Here is a 14,417-nt window from a genome sequence, read left to right as displayed (position 1 = left end):
AGCATCTTACGGCGGGGTACCGACATTCCGGTGCCGACGCATTTGTGAGGCGATGTCCGGATCATGTCGGAAGCAAGCCTGCGATCATTGCGAAGCGCATTTGATCAATTGTGTGATCAGCAGATGGAGACCAATCCTGGTTTCGTCACGATGGGGCTAGCTCGTCGTTCGGTTCAACATTGACGTCTAGCCACGAGGCTTCCGGCCGAGTGATCAGACGCGTGGGACCGCGCGGTGTTCCAGGAGTGCTACGCCGATATCGAGGCGGGGTTACTGGAGCCGGCGGTGCGGCTGGTGCAGGTGGTGCCGCTGCTGGGATTCGACCTAGCCGGCGACCGCACCATTGACCTCGGTGCCGGGCTCGGCATCCGGCTGATGAGCGACGCTGAACTGTCGGCGGTGGTGGACGCCGGGTTGCCCGACCAAGCCAGCGGTAACACCCAGTACCGCGAGGTGTCGCGGTTCTACCAGTGCGCTCTGGTCCGCCTCAGCACCCACGCGGTCTGCACGGGTGGCGCTACCGCGGCCGTGACTCCGCCCGCTCGGCTGGACAAATGCGCCAAGCGGCTGCTAATAGCGCTGCGGCTGGTGTGCGGGGGCTCGGTGACGCTGGGCCGCCACCTGCAAATGCAGCACCCCGACGATTTCGATGCCGCTCCCGGTTGCACCATCGACCGCAGTTGGAGTCAGGCCCCCGACCTGGGCCGTCCGACGATCCTGTGGAGCACGGACGACCTGGCCTTGATTCAAGACATCATGCAGCGGCTGGAGCACCCCGGCGTCACGGGGGACCGGTCGCTGCAGATGGCGATCCGGCGGGTGATGGCAGCCGGGGACCTGGCCGAGCCCGAGGACCGCCTGGTCGACCTGGTGATCGCCGGCGAGGCGCTGTTCATCCACGGGGCCGGCCGGAGGCGCACCAAGACCGACCGGAGCCCCAAAAGGGACCAGATCGCCGCGGGCGCGGTCGACCTGCTGGCCTCCGATCCCCTCCTCGGCGCTGCCCCCGACGCCATTGAGGCCCTTGTCAAAGGCTCGTACCGGCGACGCAATCACGAAGTTCACGCCGACCCTGGGCCGGTCCCGCAGATCCCGCTGCTGGACGGTTCCCCCGCAGCTGGCCTGAACGTCGCCCTCGTGGACCTGGAGAAGATGATGCGCCGTGCCTGCCTGTTGCGGATCCAGCAGGCCACGAGCACGCCGTAGTTCGCCCGACCGGCGGCGTGACCAATCCGGCGCGGGCCGCTCTCGCCCCGGGCTTCCGTCCACGTCGCCTGGCGACGTCAGGGGCGGACCGTGCGACCCCATCGTCCCGCCGGGGCAAGGCGCGACCTGGGGAAGGTCCTAAACCGGGCGGCGGCACGATTGCTTGCGTCGTGATAGCCATGATTGCTTGACCAGTTGTTCTCGCGGGAACACGAGCGCCCTGTCGTCAGGTGCTTGAGCTCGAAGGACGTTTGTCGGTGGTCAGGGGCTTCACACTTCGCCCTCGTCCACGAGAACCAGTTCGCGGCGCCCCAGTGATAGCAGGCGGTGCATCGACATCGCGGTCTCCTGCCCGTAGCCGAGGGTCACTAGTGCCGAGTCCATCGTTTCCAGGGCGGTCCCGGCGGGCCGTTCGGTGACCTCCCGTTCCCGGATCTGCGCCGCGCGTTCGTTCACTGCCGATACCATCTGATGGAGCACTTCGACGTTGTGCATCAGGAACTCCAGCGCGTCCACGACCCCGGACAAGGGCAGGTCGTCCAGGCCGCTGCGCACGATCTTCATCGTGATCTCCGCCTGGTCAGCCAAGGCGTCCAATGCCGTCAGCATGCCCCTCTTTTGTCCCGGCGCAGCTTCCTGCTCCTGTGGAGCCTGCTCGCGCGGGGCCTCCTGCTCTCGCGCGTCCTGTTCGGGTAGGGCCTGTTCGCGCGGGGGATGTTGCGTTTGCTGGGCTTGATCTTGGGTCACGCCTGCTCCTGGGTGTACAGGTGTTGGAGGGGCCGTGTGTCGATCGGCGCGGTGGCCAGGGTTGCGGGGCGGGGCGTGAGCCCGGCGCGGTGGTCGCGGACGGCCTCGCCCGGGTCGGGTTCGTGTGTGATCAGGTGGGCGGCGCCGGGCGTGGTCAGCAGCGCCCAGGAGGCCATGACGGTCGCGGTCAACGCGAACAGTTCGGCGAGGTCCTGCGAGGACGGCGCGTCACGCGCGGGCGGATCGGCGAATTCGTCCGCGGCCAGGTCGGTTGCCGGGTCGGCGTCTGGGCAGGGCACGAGGGTCGTCCGATTCCGCCGAAGGTCAACGGGCCCATATCCAGCAGTGCTTGCTGGGCTTGGCGGCGCGTCCAGCCGGCCTGGGCCATGTTGTGGCGGGCGACAGTGCGGTGGTCGGCCCACCAGTACAGCCATATCCCCTCGGGGGCGGGGCCCCAATGACAAGCCGTCAGTGGCACGCCGACGCTGTCGTAGCCGACGCCGTCGGCCCATCGCAGCAAGCCGGCCTCGGCAGGTGGCCCTTCCACGTAGGTCCATCCTCGGCGGACCCCTGGGGCGACGTCGGCGGCGTAGTCGACCATGCTGGCGCCGCAGGTGACGGCGGCGGCGGTGGCGGCCTCGTCCAGACCGTACAGGTGCGCGTCGGTTAACCGCGCCGCTTCGTCGGTCGCCATCGCCGCGGGCTGTCGGGAGACGGGGAGGTTCTCGATGCTCGTCGGTGCGGTGAGCCTTCCGCAGTAGTGCTGCTCGTGAGACCACAGGCTTTCGCCATGGCGGACGATGCAGCGGTGGGTGACGCGGCGCAGCCGATACAGGTGATCGATCCGCGCGGCCGGGTCAGCGGTCGCGAACGGATCGACGTCGAGAGGATCCACGGTCATCGGGCTTCCCCGTGCGCCTGACCATCATGTTCTTCCCCCGGCTCTTGGCCGATGGTGAGCTCGGCCCAGACGGGGCGGTGGTCGGACAGGTCGTCGGCGCCGCGCTCGACGCCGAACCCGGTGATCCAGTCGGTGGGAAGCGTTGTATAGATCCGGTCGCATCGGTAGGCGAGCGTGTCGTCGCCGTGTCCCACGGTCGGGGTGCGGTCGCCCCAGATGTAGCCGATGTCGTGGAAGCCTGCGGCGGCGAGTTCCTCGGCTGGGCTGGTGTCGAATTTCTTGGCCGCCTTGTAGGGGTCGAGGTCGTGCTCGTGGGCGTCTGGCTTGTCGCCGATCGCTGCGGCGTTGAAGTCGGCCACGTAGATCAGGTCCAGGTGGCGGTGGACGGTGAGGAGTTCGGCTTCGGCCTGGCGGATGGTGGGGGAGCTGGGGGCGCAGTGGCCGATGAGGAAGTGGATGGGTCGTGGGTGCCCGGTGATGCGGAGCTTGAGGTTGAGGAGGCTGTGGACGAACGGGGGGCTGGTCAGGTGGGTGATGTCTTCGACGGTGAGGTGGTCGCTCTGCCGGACGAAGGCCGCCAGGTCGCAGCCGTAGAAGGGTGAGCGGCCCACGTAGGGCCAGGACATCCCGAGTTCGCTGGAGACGAAGTTGGTGACGTCGGGGGAGTGCACGCCCCAGGTCGCTTCTTGGAGGCCGAGCAGGTCGAGGTTGAGGCGCGACAGCAACGCGAGTTGTTTGCGCAGGCGGGAGGTATCGAGAGGACGGCCGAAGTCGTCGTCCTGGTCGCGGTCGGTGGCGGGCTTGGGCAGGCCACCCTCGAAGAGGTTGTATCCGCCGACGCGGATGATGGCGGGCTTGTCAGGCATGAACGTTCGCTTTCCGGCAGGGAGGTCGCTCGGGTGGAGGTCGGGCGGTGGATGGTTGGCTTTCAGGGCGTGGTGTTCACCGTGGTGGCGACGGTGATTGGTGGGGTGGGCAGGCTGGCGTTGCGGTCGGCGGTCTGTTCGGCCTCGCTGGGCGGGTGTTGGTGGAGGTGGATGCCGGGGGGCGGGTCTGCTAGCAGTGACCAGGTGGCCAGCGTGGTGTAGAGCTGAGCGATGACGTCGTCGTCGACGGTGATCGGCTGGGCGGCGGTGTCACCGGCCGGAGCGCTTGGCCTCGCAGGCTTTCGGGTGGGGTGTGCGGGTGTGCTGTCGCGGTAGGGCCAGATGAGCTGCTGGTCGCTGTACCACAGGGGCCCGAAGAACGGCAGAGCGCTGCCGACGCTCAGGACCGACTCGGCCCACGTGCCTTTGCTCTCGTGGCCGTAGGACTTGATCACGGCGCGGCTGTCGGCCCACCACACGATCCAGACCCCCTGCCCGGCGGCGGGCCCCCAGTGGCAGACCGTGATCGGCACGCCGCGGGCGTTGTAGCTGATGCCGCCGGGGTCGCGCCAGCGCAGGAACCCCGCCGGATGGGGTGGCCGGATGTCCAGCGTGTCGACGACGTCGGGTCTGCCGGCCAGGGCGGTCACGTCGTGGTGGCGGTGTTCGCGGATGGCGGCGCCGAACTGGACCGCGTGGCGCGTGGCGTCGGGGTCCAGGTCGTAGAGGGCGGCGTCCTTGAGGCGCTGGGCCTCCTGGCGGGCGTGGGCGCGGTAGCGCTTGCGCTCGGGCAGTTTGGCGACCTCGGGCGGCACGACGAGATCCCACCGTTCACCGTTATGTTCGTGCTCCCATGCCTTGGCGGCGTAGCGGCGCAGGAACTCGTGGGCGCCCCGGCGTAGCCGGAGCAGCGTGCCAGGTGAGGGATCGTGATCGTCCATAGGATGTGCAGCTTTCAATCCGGGTGCGGGTCTGTCGTCGATACGGCGGACAGGAGCCGGCTCAGCCAGCGGCGTGCGTGATCGGGCCGTCCCCTTGCGGCCCGGCGCGGGAGGTGAGGATGCTTTCCCAGTTCGGCTCGGCGTCGCCGGGGCGGGATGTGGTTGATGTCGCTGCCGATCACGCCCATTCCGCCGTAGCGGTAGAGGCGTGCCGCCAGCAATTGCGCCTCCTGTGCGGCGGCCAGGACCGAGTAGAGGTTCGGATGCGCGGAAATCGCGGTGAGGCGGCACCCTCACTTCGGGGTCGGCGACGACGTCCAAGACGGCCACGCCGAACCCGTGGTGGGTGTCGTGCGCGTACTTGGTCTCCCATTGCCGCCACCGCAAGGTGCTGGTGCGGTGCATCACCACGGTGTGCGCCCCGGACCGGGACGGTGCGACGTGCGCGCGCAACCCCACGTCGTCTTCGGCGTCGGCCTGCAACCGCGGGTCGGCCGCCAGCCGTGCGCCTCTTGGCCCAGCAGGAGATCGGGCTCGACCTTCCGGATGATCTCGACCAGGTCGCCTCACCGGTCATCAGGACGACCGTGAGCGTCGGCGCGGCCGCCGTAGCGGAAAATCAGGGTCATGACGGTGAGTAGCACGTGTGAGTTACTCCCTAAGGCGTGCCTGGCGAAGTGGATTGGAGGAGTGCTTGCCCGGCCGCCACCGGAGGACCGCGTGACGGGGGCCATCGAACTCGACGCGGCCCGGGGCCTGAGGCCGGGCGAGGGCTTAACAGGGGTGGTTAGGTGCGGGCTAAGGTCGCTCAGGCTGCTAGTTCGGTCCGCGTGCGTCGTTGACGTTGGCGTCTCGGACCTGGCGTTGCACGTTGATCGCGGTGCCCCACAGCATGATCAGCACGTTCTCGGCGCCACGTTCTTGGGCTGCGGCGCGTTCCTGGTAGAGCGTGCTGATCGATCCCCGGCCCTGTGCCGCGTAGGTCTGGACCATCTGCTGGGCGGCGCGGGCGTTGGCGCGGTGGATCCCGCGGACCTTGACCATGTCCTGCCCGGTCATGCTGGGCACTGCGGTCCGGACGCGCGTGATGCTCGTGCGCTCGTCGACCAGGAAACGGCTGACATCGGGCAGGCCGTCGCCAGTGACGGCGCCCACCGCGCGGCAACCACGCTGGATGATCTCGATGAAAGCCTCGGCCATCACCGGGCCGATCTCCGGGAAGTCACGCCGATGCGTCATCGCGGCGAACGCCTCGTACGCACCGTAGTGATCACCGTTGACGCTGGTGGCGATGATCTCCTTGCATTGGTCACCGATGGTGGTCCGGCGCGTGGAGCGCGGCTTTGCTCGGGGCTTTGATCGAGGCTTCGCCGACCGGGATCTCGCCACGGTGTGTGCTCCGTTCTAGGCGGCTGGACGTAGAGGTGTCGGGCCGGGCGGCCCATCACAGGGGGTGCGGTCGGCCGCCCGGCATCGTGCGGTTTCTGGTTAGCGGGCCGAACGGCCCAGGCGGGCGAGGGCGGGCACCAGCCGGGCCGCGTCACCGATGGTCCCGACGCCGGAGACCGGGTCCCAGGAGGGGCGGGCGCACCATCCCTGGTTGCCGGGGACGCTGTTGCAGCCGAGGGTGACGTCGGCGATCCCGGACATCTGGGCGCGGCGTGGGGTGGCGGCGACCCGGTAGAGGGCGGGGTTGAGCACGCCGAGGGGCCGGTGCGCGGCCTGCCGGACCAGGGCGGTGATCCCGGCGATCAGCGGTGCGGCCACCGAGGTCCCGGCCGCGCGCCGCCATCCGCCGTCCCGGTCGATCTGACCGCCGAGAACGTTGTAGGTGGAGTAGAACACCATCCGGGACTCGCCTGAGCCGTTGGCGGCGATGTCGGCGACGCCGCGGTGCCGTCCGACCAGGTTCCGGTAGGGGTTCTGGTAGGGCGGACGGGTGAATACGGCGGACAGGCCGCCGCCGGTGGCCATTCCGATGCCGTTCGGGTCGTCCCACACGGTGTCGGGGCGAATGCGGGTACCGGTGTTGGTCAGGTGCATTCGGGTTCCGGCGACCGCGGTGACGTGCGGGGAGCTGGCGGGCCATGGCACGGCCGGGTCGGGGCTGGTGCCGGTGGTGTTGCCGGTGTCGCCGTTGGCCACGATCATCGTCGCGGCGTGCCGCCGGGCGAGCTGGGCGACCTGCCGGTCCAAGCCCCGTAGCACTGGCGTGGGCAGGTCGGCCTCGTAGATGCCGTAGGACTGGGAGAACACCGCGCCGGGGTGAGTACGGGCGTAGGCGCGCATCGCGTGCAGGATCTCAGCGTACCCGGCGTCGGGCCCGTCGAAGTTGCCCGGGGTGACCAGCGCAACGAGTTTGGCGTCGGGCGCCATGCCGTGCACCAGCGACATGTCCAGCACGGCCTCTTCGGCCACCGCGTACCGGAACGGCGCGTCCGGCGCGTCGGGCGCGGGCATCGGCGGGATGGTCCCGAACTTGCGAACCTCGATGTTGGGGGCGGGCAGGCCGTAGGCGGCGCTGAAGCGGGCCAGGTCCTGCTTCAGGGTGGGGGATCCGTACCAGATCGGGAACACCACCGTGGTGCCTTTGCCGGTCCAGCCCGCGCGGCGGGCGTCGTCGACGCCATACGCGCGGGCCAGTTGGGTGACTGAGTAGCACGGGGTGCCGAACTGGGCGCGGCATTGGGCCATGGTGGGCGGCGCAGCACCCGAACCAGCGGCAGTGACGCCGTGGGTGAGGGTCTTGGCCGCGCGGGCGTCCTGGGCGGAGAGCCGGGTCTGGAGCGGGCCGCCGCCGTGCAGCGGCAGGATGCCTTGGGCGAGCTTGCGGGCCAGCACCGATGGAGAGGTTTCGGCGACGGCCATGACGGGGCGGGGGTCCGCCGGCCACGCGGCCAGGGCGCCGATCGCGGCCAGCGCGGTACCGGCCGCGATCACGGAGAAGGTCGTGCGCTTGGTGGGGGACAAAAGGGGGGCTCTTTCTATCGCGCTGTGATGGGGGTGACCGCCGGCCGGGCGGCCAAGGGGCTAGGTGGTGCTGGCCTGGCCGACGGGGGACCCCGCGCGGTGGCTAACCGGCCCGCCGTCACCGCCCGGCCTCCCGGTCCGGGACGCGAGCGACGCCGCAGTACTGGAGGACGGGTTTGCCCGGTGGCCAGGGTTCGGTTCGCCAGTGCGAGCAGGACACGACACCGGGATCCAGCAGCTCCAGGCCGTCGAAGAAGTCGGCGATCTGCTGCGGGGTGCGGGCGGTTACGGGGGCGCCGCCCATGTCCATCACGACCTGCATGGCCTGGTACGCCCGCTCGCCGTCCAGTGACGCGGTCGGGTGGGCGATCACGACGTGGCTGCCCGGCGCCAGCGCCGCGACCAGCCCTTCCACCGTCGCCTGCGCTTCGGTGTCGTCGACGATGTAGTTCAAGATGTCCAGCAGCAGGAGCGCGACCGGCTGGGCGAGATCGAGCGTCCGCGCGGCCTCGCACACGATGGTCTCGACGTCGCGGGCGTCGGCGTCGATGTGGTCGCAAGCCCCTTCGAGGGTCCCGGTGAGGAGAGCACGGGCATGCGCCAGGACGAGGGCGTCGTGGTCCACGTAGACGACACGGGCGTCCGGCGCGACACGCTGCGCGACCTGGTGAGTATTGTCGACGGCGGCTGGCATTCCGGCGCCGACGTCGAGGAACTGCCGGATCCCCACATCGTCGGCCAGGTACCGGACAACGCGGCTGAGGAACGCGCGGTCGTGACGGGCCGCCTGAATGATCTCGGGCAGGATCTCGGCGGCCTTGTCTCCGGCGTCGCGGTCGGCTGGGTAGTTGTCCTTGCCGCCCAGCCAGTAGTCCCACACACGGGCGGAGTTCGGCGGCGTCGAGTTGATCTTGCTAGTGACGGTGAGCTCGTCAGCTTGCCAGAGCAGCATGCGACACCTCCTCCGAGCCGGGGGCTTCGGGGAGCATGGCGGCCATGCCGACGACACGGACCGTCTCGTACACCTCTTGCTGATAGGTGCCGTCGGGGGACCACAGCTGCACGTCGGTCAACCCGGGCGGTAGGAGGTCCCAGCCGTCGGTAAGGGAGGCGATGGCCTCCTCCTCGCGGAAGATGATCGAGCTGCTGCCCCGCTCGTACGCCGCCGTCATCCCGTCGACGCGGTCCTCGCCAGTGTGCGAAGAGGTCGCGTGCGACACGATGACAACGCTGCCCGGCGCAAGACGCTCCCGCAGCCCCGCCATCACGCGGGCCGGGTCGTCCACGAAATGCAAGACGGCGGCCAAGACAACGACCGCAGGCCGGCTCAGGTCGATGCGGTCGGCCAGATCGGGGTGGCGCAGACCCGGGTTGTCGAAGATCATAACGAGGTCACGGACGTCACCCTGGAGAACCCCGCCATAGCCGGGGCGCAGAGCCCGCGCGTGCGCAAGCACAACCTCGTCATGGTCGAAAGCGAGCACCATGGCGTCGGGATCGACGTTGTGGACGCAGGTCTCCACCGAGTCCAGCGGAACATCGTCCACGATGCCGACACCGATGTCCAAGACCTGCCTGATGCCGAACTCGGCGACGGCCCACGTTGCCGCGCGACCAGCAAATTTGAAGTTCTCTCGCGCTACGGCAGGGGCGTCCGGGGAAGTCCGGATCACCGCTTGGGCGGTCTCGCGGTCGACCTCGGTCCAACTCTTTCCGCCGAGCAGGTAGTTGTAGACACGGGCACGCGAGGCTTGAGTGAAGTCCAGAGCCAGACCAGGCGTCGTCATGACTCCGCCGCATCCAGTAGCTCGTGCAACTTCTGCGGCGTGTCGGCGTCCACCGCGGTGGTCCCCAGAGGGACCGCGTCCTTCCCACGCTTGTCGGTGTCGAGGAAGCCCCACCAACGCCCCTTATCGGAACGCACGATGCTCCAATCCGGGTGGGCGTCCTTCAACCACGCCTTGGCCTGAGCGGAGTCGGTGACTTTGGGCATTGCGGTCATCATCGATTTCCCTGGTAGCTAACGCGGGGTTCATACGGCGGCGGGGATCCGGTGCGAGCCGGTCTCCCCGCCGCCGCGGTAAAGGGACGGCGCCGCCGCCCATGCCCGCCAGGTCGGCGGCAGTCTTGACTAGGCCCTTGGGAACGGCAGGAGCAGGCGGGGGTTTGCTGCCGTGCACGAGTTCAATCGCGTTGACGGCCCGGTCAAGAGCATCGACATCGGCGAGCAGGCGAAGTAGGGACCGTGCCCGCGATCCCCGGACCACGACCTCCACGGTCCGCTCCGGGTTGTCGCCAGCGCCCGGCGGTTGAAGGCGCAGGGCGGTGTCGTCGCCGTTGCCAACGAGTTCGCATGCCCAGGCACGCTCTTCGAGGCGACGGGCAAGGTCTCGGAGCGGCAGGGCTGGGCCACTCACCGGTATGGCGGGCCCGGTGGGTAGCGGCTCGGCTGGTTGCGCTTCGTTCATGCCCCGCCTCTCCGTTGCCTGTAAGTCAGGTCCTAGACGGTGGCTGGAAGAGGGGCCGGGAGTGAAGTCCGCGGATGCATGGTCGGGATATGCACGAGCCGCATACATCAACCCGTTCGTACGGCCGGGCCTACACTCTTAGAGACACCGACCTCATCTCAGAGTTAAGTGAGCTGAGAAGCCAAATGAGCCAACGCTCGACCACGCACCAATGTCAGTCCTGCGGGACAAAGCTTGCGTGGGACAATGCGGGCGATCTATGCGCGTCCTGTCAAAGGTCTCGACGATCCGAACTCGGTCCTCCCCGCGTGCCCGCAGAGTTCTGGGAGTCTCCCGCACTCCAGGAAGCATTCGCCGAGGCGCACATCGGGAAGGTCTTCCATGCATACAGGCATGCCCCACGCCACGGTCCCCGCCCGATACCGCAAGACGTGTTGGCCGGCTGGTTGGGCCTGACCCAAACCCAGGTCAGCCGCTACGAGAACGGCGCCGCCGTCACCGACCTGAAGAAGCTCATCGCCTGGGCTCGCACTCTTCGGATCCCGCGGCAACATCTCTGGTTTCGGATGCCCGGTCACCCGCCGCCGTCCAAAGGTTCCGATGCCCCCGACGATGCGCTGGATGACTCGACCTCACCGCCGCGGCCGGGCATGCTGGCAGCAAGAGAGCCAGGACAAGCCGAAGGAGACGACACGCGCCGCAAAGACTTTCTCGCAGGCGCTGGAGTAATGCTGGCGAGCATTCTGGCGCCGCCGCTCATTCACAACTGGCGAGAGCCTTCGCCATCCAACCTCCCTCACCTAGACGACCAACTTCTTGCTCAGCTCCGTGCACAGACCGAAGGCTTTCGGTGGCTGGACCGCCAGGAGGGAGCTGCCCAGCTGCTGCCGAGCACGACAAAGCATGCCCGTGACCTCGCTACGTTCTGGCGCCTCACCGACGACCATCACGCCTTGCGCGACGAACTCGGCGTCCTCGCGGCCGATGCATGTCATCTGGTCGCCTACCAGGCGTTTGATCAAGGTGGGCGTGTACAGGCTATGGAGTGGTACCGGAGCTCCGCCGATCTCGCTGGCCGAGCACGATGCCAAGACCTTTACGTCTTCGCCATGTGCGGCGTCGCGTACATGCATGCTCGCAACCAGAACGGCGGCATGGCCCTGTCGGTCCTCCAACAGCTCCAGCCGCTGTCGTTGTCGACAGCCGCGCGTTGTTACCTCGCGGTCTACGAGGCCCACGCTCATGCCGCCACCCCCCAGCTCGGCAAAGCGAAACGGGACGCCGTCCTGAGCGCGTTGGATCGAGCTGCGTCGTACGCCGACAAAACGCGGGACGAGCCCCCGTCGCCATGGCTCGGCATTCCAGGAACCTCGTTTGTCGAGCGTCAGCGGGCATTGACCATGGCCTCCTTCGGCGATCAGGAAACTCTCGATCTGCTCGATCGACTCGAAAAACAGACTTCCGCTGTGTTTCAGCGGTACCAGGTCACCTTGGTCACCAATAGAGCGCTGACATATGCGAGCCGAGGAGATGTCGACCGGGCTGCTGGCCAGCTTGTCAGAGCCGTAGAGCACAACTTGCACGTTCGATCCGTCGAGAAGCTCAACCTGATCCGGCAGGCCCGGAGCGTGCTCGAACCACATCGCGACAGTCGGGCTGTGCGGGCTGTCGACGAACTCTTGATGGATCAGCGAGTCGCCCTCATTGCGGGCGCCCGGTAGAGCCAGGGCCTCGATCTCCGCTCAGCCGGGACGCCAAGATCGCGGCTAAGGTATCTCGGTTTGTCTCCGTCACCGTCACCAGTTCAATATCGTCACGCGCTTTGAGTTCGTCCAGTCCCGGATGAGGCGCCAGCTGCGCGGTCGCTACTAGTGGTCGCGACCGAGCGAGGAGGTCTTCCAGCCCGGCCACGAACGCGTCCGACAAGAGCTCCATGCGGGCGAGTTCGTCAACGACGATCACATCGGCGTGGGCTATTGCATGATTTAGAGCAGGCAGTGCGATGTGTTCCAGGGCGGAAACGTTCACACGGTAACGGCCCACGCGAGGGCCATCCTCCCAGTCTTGATGCGCGATGAGCGCTGCAGGGCCATCGATCTCTTCCATGGTGAACCCGATGCGGCGACGGTCCTTGCGGACTTCGGTCGTCAGGATGCCTCCTACTCGAAGACCTGCGGCTTTCAAACGCTTGACCAGGTCGTCCACGACGGTGGTCTTGCCGATGCCCGGTGGCCCGACGAGAAGGATGCGCGGCTGGGCGGTCATGGGCCCAGAATGACAGAGGTGCTTGCCTTCAGTCTCGACCGGCTGGCGTGCCATGTCACGCATCCCGTGTTCCGGGTGGGCTGATACTCACGGGATGGTCAGGCCGGACGTTGACCGGGTCGGCGGTCGGGGGTGAGGGTCGGGATCGGTCCGCAACCTCTCATCCCGATGGAGGGCTCAGTGACGGAAGACATCGAGTTCGTCGGCGAAACCGACCAGTCCCCGCAGGGCAAGTGTCCGGCCGTGTGGCGGGACAAGACGGGTCTTTACGTGCGCGGCAAGACCGTCACTGATCCGGTGGTCCTAGCCAGGCTCGCCCGCGACAACGAGGAGGCGGCGGACGAGTCCACGGTGTGGCTGGCCAATGACATGATTCCCAAAGTGGCCGAGGCGGCAGCCGGGACGTTCGAGCCAGGCCGGACGGGTCATGGCCCGGTGACGGTGTACGACCTACTCAGGCAGGTGCAGCGGTCAGCGCTCCACCTGGAGATGCGCGACACCTACGATGCCAGCGCTCCCGCGTTCCATGACTGGCTGGCAGGCGGCCCCGGCGACCTGGATTGGACGGAGTGGAACTCCATCGTGTCCTCGGCGGTGGAGCGCGGCGCGGAGTTCCGCCGTGCCCGGATCGTATCGGAGCCGGTCACGGACTACATCGCGTGGGAGCACATGCTCACCGAGCACAACATCAAAGCCGGTGAGGACGTGCGCTGGCTGCCGCGGCGTCGCGCGTTCGACTTGATGCTGCCCGGTGCCGACTTCTGGCTGCTGGACCACAAGCTTGTGGCGTTCAACTTCTGTTCGGGCGACGGCACCGACACAGAAGAGGAGGAGTTCACCTCTGACCCGGACACCGTCGCCCGATGCCTACTGGCGTTCGAACGGGTCTGGGAGCGGGCCATCCCGCACGCCGAGTACAAGCCGCCACGTAGGTCGGCAGTGCGCTGATCACCCGTCCCTTTCGCCTTCTCAATCAAGGCTCAGTAGGACCCGGCTGATGATCGCTCTGACGCGGTCGCCGTGTACGGCGAGGGGGAAAAGCCGTTCCCACGCCCGGACGTAGGCGGCGATCTCGTCCGGGTGGGTAACGGTCAAGAAGCCTGACACCAATTCCACATTCACCAAGGAGTCGTCGGTGATGAGGAACGGTTCTTCGGGCCACACGCCAGGCCCGTCCCCGCCGTAGGAGGTTCTGCGGTCGCCGGTCAACGGGATGACGCCGAGGGACACCGACGGCCAGCGCATCACGTCCAGGAGATGCCGGAGCTGTTGGGTGTGCACATCGGTGGGCACCGAGCGCAGCCATAGGACTGGCTCCTCGATGAGGAAGACGAAACGCGCGCCGGGGCGGCGCAGCACCTGTTGACGGTCCATGCGTTCGGCGACGGCTTCGCCGACATCGTCGGTTTCCACCAGTTGCTCGACCTTTACCGCCGCCAGGCATTCGCGGGTGTAGGCGTCTGTCTGGAGCAGCCCAGGGATGACGCGGGTCTGGTAGTCGCGCATCAGTTTGGCTCGCTCGTAAATGTCGCGTACGGACTCCTGCGCTCGTTTCAGCCCGCCTCGGTTGAGTCGCTGGTAGGTGACCCACATCCCAGCCACGGCGCGCTGCTCGGCAAGCAGCTCGTTCGTGCGCTGTTCTGACGCACCACATAGGCGGCACCACAGCCGGACGTCGGCGACCGAAGCGGGCCGGTTGGCGCGTTCGACCTGGGAGACCTTGGTGGCGTCCTTCCACCCGGCGCGGCGCGCGAACTCCCGGCCGGTCAGGCCGGCGTCGGTGCGCAGTTCGCGGAGCTGGTCGGCGAGGCGCTGCCGGGCCTGCTGCGCGGAGGAGGACGACGAGGACGGCACAGAGCGATCCTTACCTACGGCGAGCTCGTCGCCAGCGGAGATTGACCAGGGTTGACCCCTGGTTCTATCGAAGCCCTTCGCCGTCGAGCGAGTCGGGGGGTCAACTTTCGTCAACTCTCTTCCGGCGGGGCCTGGCCGACGGTCAGTGTCGGATGACACCAAAGGTTCACGCATCCCGCTCGGAGGGGCCAATGCCGAC

Annotated in this window: 15 protein-coding genes; 3 read left to right on the top strand and 12 right to left on the bottom strand. The window is 67.8% G+C overall.

Annotated elements, in window-relative coordinates:
• Window positions 1–234 precede the first annotated feature (234 nt).
• Window positions 235–1,206 carry a hypothetical protein gene (locus tag BZB76_RS00240; RefSeq protein ID WP_121432267.1) on the top strand — a complete coding sequence of 324 codons (972 nt, stop codon included), beginning with the start codon at window positions 235–237 and terminating at the stop codon, window positions 1,204–1,206.
• Window positions 1,207–1,476: 270 nt separating this feature from the next.
• Here BZB76_RS00240 and BZB76_RS00235 read toward each other — a convergent pair whose 3' ends face one another.
• From BZB76_RS00235 to BZB76_RS00195, 10 genes are all read right to left on the bottom strand, one after another.
• A complete protein-coding gene (locus BZB76_RS00235; RefSeq protein WP_147449243.1) occupies window positions 1,477–1,953 on the bottom strand; it encodes a hypothetical protein in 477 nt (158 codons plus the stop codon).
• A complete protein-coding gene (locus BZB76_RS34040; protein ID WP_147449242.1) occupies window positions 1,950–2,144 on the bottom strand; it encodes a hypothetical protein in 195 nt (64 codons plus the stop codon). Before BZB76_RS34040 ends, BZB76_RS00235 begins: the two co-directional genes overlap by 4 nt.
• Window positions 2,141–2,854 (bottom strand): hypothetical protein, encoded by a 714-nt coding sequence (locus BZB76_RS34035; protein WP_147449241.1) that lies wholly within the window; start codon window positions 2,852–2,854, stop codon window positions 2,141–2,143. The genes BZB76_RS34040 and BZB76_RS34035 overlap by 4 nt, the downstream gene beginning before the upstream one ends.
• Window positions 2,851–3,720: a hypothetical protein gene (locus tag BZB76_RS00225; protein WP_121432264.1), complete on the bottom strand. Its 870-nt coding sequence runs from the start codon at window positions 3,718–3,720 to the stop codon at window positions 2,851–2,853. The genes BZB76_RS34035 and BZB76_RS00225 overlap by 4 nt, the downstream gene beginning before the upstream one ends.
• Window positions 3,721–3,782: 62 nt before the next feature.
• Window positions 3,783–4,661 (bottom strand): hypothetical protein, encoded by an 879-nt coding sequence (locus tag BZB76_RS00220; RefSeq protein WP_121432263.1) that lies wholly within the window; start codon window positions 4,659–4,661, stop codon window positions 3,783–3,785.
• Window positions 4,662–5,477: 816 nt separating this feature from the next.
• Complete coding sequence (locus BZB76_RS00215) at window positions 5,478–6,050, bottom strand: hypothetical protein (RefSeq protein WP_121432262.1); 573 nt, start codon at window positions 6,048–6,050, stop codon at window positions 5,478–5,480.
• A 99-nt stretch (window positions 6,051–6,149) separates the two neighbouring features.
• The gene (locus BZB76_RS00210; protein WP_121432261.1) at window positions 6,150–7,631 is read right to left on the bottom strand and encodes a S53 family peptidase; all 1,482 of its coding nucleotides are present in this window, start codon (window positions 7,629–7,631) and stop codon (window positions 6,150–6,152) included.
• Window positions 7,632–7,749: 118 nt separating this feature from the next.
• The gene (locus BZB76_RS00205) at window positions 7,750–8,583 is read right to left on the bottom strand and encodes an SAM-dependent methyltransferase (RefSeq protein WP_121432260.1); all 834 of its coding nucleotides are present in this window, start codon (window positions 8,581–8,583) and stop codon (window positions 7,750–7,752) included.
• A complete protein-coding gene (locus BZB76_RS00200; protein ID WP_121432259.1) occupies window positions 8,564–9,418 on the bottom strand; it encodes an SAM-dependent methyltransferase in 855 nt (284 codons plus the stop codon). Before BZB76_RS00200 ends, BZB76_RS00205 begins: the two co-directional genes overlap by 20 nt.
• Window positions 9,415–9,624 carry a hypothetical protein gene (locus BZB76_RS00195; RefSeq protein ID WP_147449240.1) on the bottom strand — a complete coding sequence of 70 codons (210 nt, stop codon included), beginning with the start codon at window positions 9,622–9,624 and terminating at the stop codon, window positions 9,415–9,417. Before BZB76_RS00195 ends, BZB76_RS00200 begins: the two co-directional genes overlap by 4 nt.
• A gap of 921 nt (window positions 9,625–10,545) precedes the next feature.
• Here BZB76_RS00195 and BZB76_RS34030 point away from each other — a divergent pair.
• Window positions 10,546–11,820, top strand: coding sequence for a helix-turn-helix domain-containing protein (locus BZB76_RS34030; RefSeq protein WP_170180443.1), 1,275 nt, complete (start codon window positions 10,546–10,548; stop codon window positions 11,818–11,820).
• On the opposite strand, the gene BZB76_RS00180 is transcribed toward BZB76_RS34030, so the two are convergent.
• Complete coding sequence (locus tag BZB76_RS00180) at window positions 11,801–12,364, bottom strand: nucleoside-triphosphatase (protein WP_158581695.1); 564 nt, start codon at window positions 12,362–12,364, stop codon at window positions 11,801–11,803. The genes BZB76_RS34030 and BZB76_RS00180 overlap by 20 nt on opposite strands.
• 180 nt (window positions 12,365–12,544) lie before the next feature.
• Here BZB76_RS00180 and BZB76_RS00175 point away from each other — a divergent pair, with 180 nt between their 5' ends.
• Window positions 12,545–13,312, top strand: coding sequence for a DUF6879 family protein (locus BZB76_RS00175; protein WP_246006675.1), 768 nt, complete (start codon window positions 12,545–12,547; stop codon window positions 13,310–13,312).
• A 21-nt stretch (window positions 13,313–13,333) separates the two neighbouring features.
• Here BZB76_RS00175 and BZB76_RS00170 read toward each other — a convergent pair whose 3' ends face one another.
• Window positions 13,334–14,218, bottom strand: coding sequence for a helix-turn-helix domain-containing protein (locus BZB76_RS00170; protein WP_199487816.1), 885 nt, complete (start codon window positions 14,216–14,218; stop codon window positions 13,334–13,336).
• Window positions 14,219–14,417: the final 199 nt, after the last annotated feature.

The sequence above is a fragment of the Actinomadura pelletieri DSM 43383 genome (assembly GCF_003634705.1).
Lineage (GTDB): Bacteria > Actinomycetota > Actinomycetes > Streptosporangiales > Streptosporangiaceae > Spirillospora > Spirillospora pelletieri.
This window is presented reverse-complemented; position numbering and strand designations above follow the sequence as displayed.

What these genes read in the sequence shown, in the direction of transcription:
- BZB76_RS00225 (WP_121432264.1), bottom strand. Translation starts at nt 3,720, where the DNA reads ATGCCTGACAAGCCCGCCATCATCCGCGTCGGCGGATACAACCTCTTC.
- BZB76_RS00195 (WP_147449240.1), bottom strand. Translation starts at nt 9,624, where the DNA reads ATGCCCAAAGTCACCGACTCCGCTCAGGCCAAGGCGTGGTTGAAGGAC.
- BZB76_RS00220 (WP_121432263.1), bottom strand. Translation starts at nt 4,661, where the DNA reads ATGGACGATCACGATCCCTCACCTGGCACGCTGCTCCGGCTACGCCGG.
- BZB76_RS34035 (WP_147449241.1), bottom strand. Translation starts at nt 2,854, where the DNA reads ATGACCGTGGATCCTCTCGACGTCGATCCGTTCGCGACCGCTGACCCG.
- BZB76_RS00205 (WP_121432260.1), bottom strand. Translation starts at nt 8,583, where the DNA reads ATGCTGCTCTGGCAAGCTGACGAGCTCACCGTCACTAGCAAGATCAAC.
- BZB76_RS00180 (WP_158581695.1), bottom strand. Translation starts at nt 12,364, where the DNA reads ATGACCGCCCAGCCGCGCATCCTTCTCGTCGGGCCACCGGGCATCGGC.
- BZB76_RS00200 (WP_121432259.1), bottom strand. Translation starts at nt 9,418, where the DNA reads ATGACGACGCCTGGTCTGGCTCTGGACTTCACTCAAGCCTCGCGTGCC.